The following is a 7827-nucleotide window of genomic DNA, read 5'->3' as shown; positions in this document are numbered from 1 at the left end:
GCGCGCCCGCATCGAAAGGCTCGCTCATCAGGCCTCCCTTGCTTGTCCTTGTCCCTGAAAGCCGCGCGATGCTAGCAAGCCCCTCCCAGCACAGGCCAGCTGGTTTTGGAAACAGGGTGTGACAAACGTGGGGCGCGGGGCGCCGTTGGGGGCGTGCCCCCCCGATCAAGGGGGATCAGAGCCGCTGGACCACCCGCATCGAGAAGTCCACGGCCTTCACGTCCTTGGTGAGGCGGCCGATGGAGATGCGGTCGACTCCAGTGGCGGCGATGGCGCGCACTTGGTCGAGACCCACGCCACCGGAGACTTCCAGCAGGGCCCGCCCGGCGTTCAGGGCCACGGCCTGGCGCATGCGTTCGAGGTCGAAGTTGTCCAGCAGCACGCTGGTGGCGCCGGCCTGCAGGGCTTCTTCGAGCTGCTCCAGGGTTTCCACCTCGATCTGGATGCCGACGTCGGCGCCTGCTGCGCGCACCAGGGCCTGGGCGTTGCGCAGCGCGGCGGTCATGCCGCCGGCGGCGGCGATGTGGTTCTCCTTGATCAGGATGCCGTCGTACAGGGCCAGGCGCTGGTTGCGGCCGCCGCCCACGCGCACGGCGTATTTCTGGGCCAGCCGCAGGCCCGGCAAGGTCTTGCGGGTGTCGAGGATGGCGCAGCCGCGCGGGTGGGGGCAGGCGCCTTCGATGGCCCGCGCGTACTGCCGGGTGACGGTGGCCGTGCCCGACAGCAGTTGCAGGAAGTTCAGGGCAGGGCGCTCGGCGGTGAGCAACGCGCGCGCGCGCGCCTCGATCTCGCAGACCACGGTGTCGGCGCTCAGCTCGGCCCCTTCGGTCGCCCGCCAGTGGATCTGCGTGGCCGGATCGACGGCGTGCATGCAGGCGTCGAACCATTCGCGCCCGCACAGCACGGCCGCTTCGCGCAGCAGCACCCGGGCGCGCACGCGCTGGGCGGCCGGTACGAGCTCGGCCGTCCAGTCGCGACGGCCCACGTCCTCGAACAGGGCCTCGCGGACGTTGCGTTCGCGGGCTTCGGCCAGGGTTTCGTTGTGGTCGAACATGGGCTCAGGCGGCTCCGAGGTGGCGCACGAAGCCGTGCTGCGGCCGGGCGATGGCAGCCGGGTTGCGGGCGACGAAGTCGAGCATGCGGTCGATGCAGCCCAGCGCCTGGCTGCGCACGGGTTCGGGCACGGTGATCTCGCCGCTGCCGCGCTCCAGGCAGGCCAGCACGCCTTGAAGGGCGTTCATGGCCATCCAGGGGCAGTGGGCGCAGCTCTTGCACGTGGCGCCGCTGCCGGCGGTGGGAGCTTCGATGAGGGTCTTGCCGGGGGCCATCTGGCGCATGCGGTGCAAGATGCCGTTGTCGGTGGCCACGATGTACTCGGTGGCGCTGCCTTCGACGACGGCCTTGAGGAGCTGGCTGGTCGAGCCCACCACATCAGCCTGCTCGACCACGCTGCGCGGCGATTCGGGGTGGACGAGCACCAGGGCCTCGGGATGCTCCTTGCGCAGCAGTTCCAGTTCGAGCCCTTTGAATTCGTCGTGCACGATGCACGCACCGTTCCACAGCAGCATGTCGGCGCCGGTCTGTTCCTGGATGTAGCGGCCCAGGTGACGGTCGGGCGCCCAGAGGATCTTGTGGCCCTGCTCCTTGAGGTGGCGCACGATGGCCAGGGCGCAGGAGCTGGTCACCATCCAGTCGGCACGCGCTTTGACGGCGGCGCTCGTGTTGGCGTAGACGACGACCTGGCGGTCGGGGTGGGCGTCGCAGAAGGCGGCGAACTCGTCGGGCGGGCAGCCCAGGTCGAGCGAGCATGTGGCGTCCAGATCGGGCATCAGGACGGTCTTGTCGGGGCTCAGGATCTTGGCGGTCTCGCCCATGAAACGCACACCGGCCACGATGAGGGTGCGCGCGGCATGGTCGCGCCCGAAGCGGGCCATCTCGAGCGAGTCGGACACGCAGCCCCCGGTCTCCAGGGCGAGGTCCTGGATGTCGCCGTCGACGTAGTAGTGGGCGATGAGCACGGCATCGCGCTCGGCCAGCAACTGGCGGATGCGCTGGCGGGTGGCTTCGCGTTCGGCCGGGCCCAGGGGCTCAGGCACTTTCGCCCAGGCATGGGCTGTACAGCTCGCACCTCGGGCATCCTGGCGCGTGTAGTCGTAGATCACGGATTCCATGGCGGCTGGGGCCGCGTGGGGGCGGCCCGCATCAAGAGCAATACTCAGGGCTGCATGGTAGCCCAGCGGCCCTCCCTGTGCCGCAGGGGCGGGCGTTCAGGCCAGCAGTTTCTCCGCGTCCATCACCCGGAAGCGCGCCAGGGCGAGGTTGGTGCGTTGCCGGTCCAGGACGACCAAGAGGAAGAGGTCGGCATGCTGGTTGACGCTGCGCAGGATCTGCTGGCGCCGGCCGAGGGTGACGATGACCTCGTCGACACGGTCGCCGCCCAGGTCGCGCGCGGCACGGCGGTGGGCTTTGAGCACCTCGGTGGCGGTGGCGGCGGCGAGATCGAGGGACAGCTCCTCGGCGTCGTCGGCGAGTTGCTGGCCCAGCACCAGCCCGGTGGTGAGGTCCACGACGCAACTGCCCAACACGCCTTCGATGCGCATGAGCTGTTCGAGCACGCGCAGCACGCGGGCCTCGTCGACGTTGGTGCGCAGCACATCGGTCACGAGCCGCGCCGGGCCGATCTCGTGGACTTCCGGCAGCGGGGTGAGGGCGGCGCCTGCCGCAGCGTCGTCGGCAGGTGGCGCCGCCTCGGCGGTGGCAGCGTCGACGGCGAGATCACCGATGCGCACCGGAAAGTCTCCACCCGGCAGGGTCGGCGCACGCAGCCGGGCCTGTGCTCCGTGGGGGAGGTGCTTGACGCGGTTCCAGGTGTTGAGCACGGAGTTCCACACGCCCGAGGCGCTGGTCATCGGTTCGGTGCTGACCATCACGTTGAGCGCGCTCGGCCAAGCCACGGCGGCGATGCGTGTGGCCAGCGGGGCCACCGGGGCCGACAGCAGGAAGAGCAGGTGCGGGCAGTGCCAGTGCTCGCCATGCGCGGCGGCATTGAGGGTGGCGACGATCTCGTCGAAGAGCGCCTGTGGCATGGGCGCCATGATGATCGCGCTCAGGTGGCTGCGTTCCATCAGCGCGATCGGGATGACCTGGGCTTCCTGGCTCGCATCGCGCACGTCGGCGTGGTAGATCTTGAGCGGGTCGTCCACGCGGCGGGGCAGGGCGGTGCGCTCGATCAGCGCAATCGACGCCAGCGTGCTCTGGTGGCGCAGATGCAACCGCTCGATGGGCTGGCCAGAAGCGTCGGACAGGGCCTTGATGACCCCACCAGCCCACATGCGTGCCGGGTCGTGCAGCGTGATCTGGCGTGCGGCATGGTCGAGGTCGGCCCGCGAGGCGGCCAGGTGCTGGCGGATGGCCTCGGCCGGCGAACCGACGATGAACAGGTCGCGCGTGTGCTTGTCGACCATGTGGCCGCGGTCGGTCACCTCGGTGGCATGGCTTTCCAGGATCGCGGTGGCGGCGAAGTCGGCCGCATCGCGCGGGCCGGCGTTACGCAGCGCCCGGCCCGACGGGCCGCCCAGCGGGTTGAGATCGCCGAAGAGGGAGGTGAGCATGGCAAGCTCCTCGGGGGCTGGCGGCATTCCTGGCAAGCTGGGGTGCCGCAGGCGAAGTCTGCTGCCAGTGTAGGCGCAGGCGCACCGCCGCGCCCGGGCCGTCCGGCATGACCCCCATGAACGGTCGGTTCACGGCGACGGAAGGTGCGTGCCGGGCTTCCGGCCGTGTCGGGCTCAGCGAGGGCCGGCCAGCAATTCCCGCGGTGAACATCCCATGGTGCGCCGCACCATCGCACTGAAGGCGCTGGGGCTGTAGCCCAGCTCGGCGGCGATCTGGCCCACGGACTGGTGCGAGGCCGCCCGCGCGACGGCATGGGCCAGCACGACCCGTTGGCGCCAGCGGGTGAAGGTGGTGCCCAGTTCGTCCCGGAACAGCCGGGCCACGGTGCGCAGGCTGGCGCCGGTGTCGCGGGCCCAGGCCGCCAGTGTGGCGTGCCGGGTCGGGTCGGCCAGCACGGCCTCGCACAGCTGGCGCAGCCGCTTGTCGCGCGGCAGGTCCACGCCCAGAGGCACGACGGCGGCGCGGCGCAGTTCGTCAAGCACCAGGGCACCGAGCAGGCCTTCGCGGGCCCGTTCGGCGGGCGTGAGCTCGGCCTGGCCGTCGGGCCGGGTGTCCATCTCCAGCACCAGGGCACGCAGCAGGCCCGAGACCTCCAGCACCCGGCATTCGCGCCAGCGCGGCTGCTCGTGGGCCGGCACGTCCGGGCCGCAGTGGCCCTCGGGCTGGTACAGGTAGAGAGTGCGCAGGTCGGCGTCCTCGACCACGGTGACCGCATGCTCGACGCCGGGCGGAATCCACAGGGCCCGCGAGGGCGGCACGATGTAGCTGCCGCGGGCGACGGTCAGGCGCGTGACGCCGGTCGTGGAGATCGCAAGCTGGGCCCAGGGATGGCGGTGCGGCACCACTTGCGTGTCGGCACGCAGATGGTGCAGCTTGGCGCGCACCGGCCGCTGCGGACTGGGCCGGTACAGGTGGGGCGTCAGCGGCCCGACGTAGGACAGATCGCGCGAGCGGGGGCCGGAAGCCGGGTTTGGCATGTTTGCGACAAAACTTGACCTGCTATCGTAAACCTGCCGCCGTCATCGTGCCTACCATCACGTCCATGAGCACGACGACTTCGAGCGCCCCGGGCGCGGCACCGCTGGCGCAGGACGCCCGCACCATCGGCCTGGTGGGGCTGGCCCACGGCACCTCGCACTTCTTCCATATGTTGCTGCCGCCGCTGTTCCCGTGGCTGATCAGCGACTTCTCGCTGAACTACTCGCAGCTCGGGCTGCTGGTGTCGGTGTTCTTCGTGATCTCCGGCGTGGGGCAGGCTCTGTCGGGCTTCCTGGTCGATCGGGTGGGCGCGCGGCCGGTTCTGTTCGCGGCGCTGGCCTGCTTCGCCCTGGCGGGGCTGGTCGCCGCCTGGGCGCCGGGCTATGGCGGGCTGCTGCTGGCCGCGGCGCTGGCGGGCCTGGGCAATGCGCCTTTCCATCCCGTGGACTTCACCATCCTCAACAAACGGGTCTCTCAGCCGCGGCTGGGGCATGCCTTCTCGGTGCATGGCATCACGGGCAACCTGGGCTGGGCGGCGGCGCCGGTCTTCATGGCCGGCCTCACGGCGGCCACGGGCTCCTGGCGTGTGGCCTGCGCCGGGGCGGCCCTGCTGGCTGCGCTCGTCCTGATGGCGATGGTCTGGCACCGACAGGCGCTGGACGACCGCCAGGGCCGCTGGGCCCACGCCACCCGGCCGCAGGCCCCCGGCACCGCGGCTGAGCATCCGATGGCTTTTCTGAAGCTGCCCTCGGTGTGGCTGTGCTTCTCGTTCTTTTTCTGGACCACCTGTGCCTTGAGTGCGATCCAGAGCTTCGCGAGCCCCGCGCTGCAGTCGCTGTACGGCCTGCCGCTGGCGGTGACCTCGCTGGTGGTGACCGGCTACATGTTGACCGGTGCGGCCGGCATGGTGATCGGGGGCTTTCTCGTGGCCAAGGTCGAGCGGCTCGAGCGGACGATCGGCGTGTCCCTCGTGGGCTCGGGCGTGCTGCTGGCCGTGGTGGGACTGGGGGTGCTGCCGGGGCCTGGCGCGGTGCTGGTGGCGGCCCTGGCCGGGCTGGGCACGGGCCTTGCCGGCCCTTCGCGCGACATGCTCATCAAACGGGCAGCGCCACCCGGCGCGACCGGGCGGGTCTATGGCACGGTGTATTCCGGTCTGGATCTGGGCTTTGCCGTGGCGCCGCCGCTGCTGGGGCTGCTGATGGACCGCGGCGCCGCCCCGGGCATTTTCTATGCGGCGGCTTTTGCCCTGCTGTTTGCCGTGGTGTCGGCCGCCTGGGTGGGCACGCGCGTGGCGGCCGGCCGCAAGACGCCAGCGGGAGCAGCGGCCTGAAAGGTGGCCCCGAGGGCGGCCGGCCACCCTCGTCAGGCGATGGCGGCAGCACGTCGTGGGCAGGCGGGCCAGGATAATCGGCCCGTCTGCAGCAAGGAGAACCCTCCATGATCCCCACCCCGGCTTCCCGCCTGGCGGGCCATGCCCTGGTCGAGGCCCTGGTCGCCCAGGGCGTGGACACTGTCTTCGGCGTGCCCGGCGAGAGCTTCCTCGCCGTGCTGGACGGCTTCTATGAACACCGCGAGCGCATCCGCTTCATCGCCTGCCGTCAGGAAGGCGGTGCGGCCTTCATGGCCGAGGCCCAGGGCAAGCTCAGCGGGCGCCCAGGCATCTGCTTCGTCACCCGCGGGCCCGGTGCCACGAATGCGAGCATCGGCCTGCACACGGCCTACCAGGATTCGACGCCGATGATCCTCTTCGTGGGCCAGGTGGGCAGTGACTTCCGCGACCGCGAGGCCTTCCAGGAGGTGGACTACCGCGCCATGTTCGGCCCCAGCACCGGCGGCTTTGCGAAGTGGGTGGCCGAGGTGGACCGCCCCGAGCGCTTGCCGGAGTACGTGGCACGGGCCTTCCATGTGGCGATGCAGGGCCGCCCCGGCCCGGTGGTGCTGGCGCTGCCTGAGGACATGCTGATGCAGCGCATCGACACGCCCGTGCTGCCCCGCGTGGAGCCGGCCCAGGCCTGGCCCACACCGGGCGCACTGCGCCGCATCCGCGAAATGCTGGTGGCGGCGAAGCGGCCGATGGTGATCGCCGGCGGTGGTGGCTGGACGCCCGCGGCCTGCCAGGCCCTGCAGCGTTTTGCTGAGGACTGGCAATTGCCGGTGGGCTGTGCCTTCCGCTTCCAGGACCTCTTCGACAATACCCACCCGCTGTACGCGGGCGATGTGGGCATCGGCATCAACCCGAAGCTGGCCCAGCGCATCCGCGAGGCCGACTTGATCCTGGCCGTGGGCCCGCGCCTGGGCGAGATGACCACCAGCGGCTACACGCTGATCGAGGCACCGCGCCCGCGCCAGCAGCTCATCCACCTCCACGCCGGGGCCGAGGAGCTGGGCCGTGTCTATGCCGCCGACCTGCTGGTGCAGGCCTCGATGGCCTGCGCCGCCACCGCCCTGACGAGCCTGGCGGCGCCGCCACAACGGCCCTGGGCCGACTGGACCGCCGGCGTGTGCGCCGACCGCGAGGCCAACCGCGTCTCAACGCCGCCGCCGGGCCCCATGGACCTGGCCGAGGTGGTGAAAGGCATGCAGCGTGTGCTGCGCGAGCTGGGCCGCGCTGATGCTGTCCTCACCAACGGCGCCGGCAACTACTCGGGTTGGCTGCACCGCTACTACGAATACCCCGGCCTGGCCGCGGGGCAGCGCACCCAGCTCGCCCCCACCTCGGGCGCCATGGGCTATGGAGTGCCGGCCGCCGTGGCGGCCAGCCTGCTGCAGCCCGGACGCACGGTGATCAACATCGCCGGCGACGGCGACTTCCTGATGACCGGCCAGGAACTGGCCACGGCCACGGGCTACCGCAACGCGCAGTCGGGGCCGCTCATCGTGCTGGTGGTGGACAACGGCACCTACGGCACGATCCGCATGCACCAGGAACGCGAGTTCCCGGGGCGGGTGTCAGGCAGCGATCTCTTCAACCCCGACTTCGCGATGCTGGCCCGCGCCCACGGCTGGGAGGCGGCACGCATCGACCGCACCGAGGACTTCGAGCCGGCCTTCCGTGCTGCACTGGCTCGCCACACGCCCACGCTGCTGCACCTGAAGCTCGACGCCGAGGTCATCACCAGCCGCACCACGCTCAGTGCGCTGCGCGCAGCGGCCCGTCCGGCAGGGGGCTGAGGGTGC

At 71.0% G+C, this 7827-nt stretch carries 6 protein-coding genes; 2 read left to right on the top strand and 4 right to left on the bottom strand.

What is annotated here, in order from left to right:
* Window positions 1–175: 175 nt before the first annotated feature.
* From nadC to AC1ECW_RS07965, 4 genes are all read right to left on the bottom strand, one after another.
* Window positions 176–1054: a carboxylating nicotinate-nucleotide diphosphorylase gene (gene nadC / locus AC1ECW_RS07980; RefSeq protein ID WP_481201581.1), complete on the bottom strand. Its 879-nt coding sequence runs from the start codon at window positions 1052–1054 to the stop codon at window positions 176–178.
* Window positions 1055–1058: 4 nt separating this feature from the next.
* A complete protein-coding gene (gene nadA / locus AC1ECW_RS07975) occupies window positions 1059–2171 on the bottom strand; it encodes a quinolinate synthase NadA (RefSeq protein ID WP_409708769.1) in 1113 nt (370 codons plus the stop codon).
* A 96-nt stretch (window positions 2172–2267) separates the two neighbouring features.
* Entirely contained in the window at window positions 2268–3611 is a 1344-nt protein-coding gene (locus tag AC1ECW_RS07970; RefSeq protein ID WP_481201580.1) for a roadblock/LC7 domain-containing protein, read from the bottom strand.
* A 174-nt stretch (window positions 3612–3785) separates the two neighbouring features.
* Entirely contained in the window at window positions 3786–4649 is an 864-nt protein-coding gene (locus AC1ECW_RS07965; protein WP_409708775.1) for an AraC family transcriptional regulator, read from the bottom strand.
* 65 nt (window positions 4650–4714) lie between these two features.
* Here AC1ECW_RS07965 and AC1ECW_RS07960 point away from each other — a divergent pair, with 65 nt between their 5' ends.
* Both AC1ECW_RS07960 and AC1ECW_RS07955 read left to right on the top strand, forming a co-directional pair.
* Window positions 4715–5980 carry an MFS transporter gene (locus AC1ECW_RS07960; protein WP_481201579.1) on the top strand — a complete coding sequence of 422 codons (1266 nt, stop codon included), beginning with the start codon at window positions 4715–4717 and terminating at the stop codon, window positions 5978–5980.
* Window positions 5981–6087: 107 nt separating this feature from the next.
* The gene (locus AC1ECW_RS07955; protein ID WP_481201578.1) at window positions 6088–7821 is read left to right on the top strand and encodes a thiamine pyrophosphate-binding protein; all 1734 of its coding nucleotides are present in this window, start codon (window positions 6088–6090) and stop codon (window positions 7819–7821) included.
* Window positions 7822–7827 lie beyond the last annotated feature (6 nt).

It is taken from the genome of Caldimonas hydrothermalis (genome assembly GCF_056746695.1).
The sequence above is the reverse complement of the archived record's forward strand: the minus strand, read 5'-3'. Positions and strand labels throughout refer to the sequence as shown.

What these genes read in the sequence shown, in the direction of transcription:
- nadC (WP_481201581.1), bottom strand. Translation starts at nt 1,054, where the DNA reads ATGTTCGACCACAACGAAACCCTGGCCGAAGCCCGCGAACGCAACGTC.
- nadA (WP_409708769.1), bottom strand. Translation starts at nt 2,171, where the DNA reads ATGGAATCCGTGATCTACGACTACACGCGCCAGGATGCCCGAGGTGCG.
- AC1ECW_RS07970 (WP_481201580.1), bottom strand. Translation starts at nt 3,611, where the DNA reads ATGCTCACCTCCCTCTTCGGCGATCTCAACCCGCTGGGCGGCCCGTCG.
- AC1ECW_RS07965 (WP_409708775.1), bottom strand. Translation starts at nt 4,649, where the DNA reads ATGCCAAACCCGGCTTCCGGCCCCCGCTCGCGCGATCTGTCCTACGTC.
- AC1ECW_RS07960 (WP_481201579.1), top strand. Translation starts at nt 4,715, where the DNA reads ATGAGCACGACGACTTCGAGCGCCCCGGGCGCGGCACCGCTGGCGCAG.
- AC1ECW_RS07955 (WP_481201578.1), top strand. Translation starts at nt 6,088, where the DNA reads ATGATCCCCACCCCGGCTTCCCGCCTGGCGGGCCATGCCCTGGTCGAG.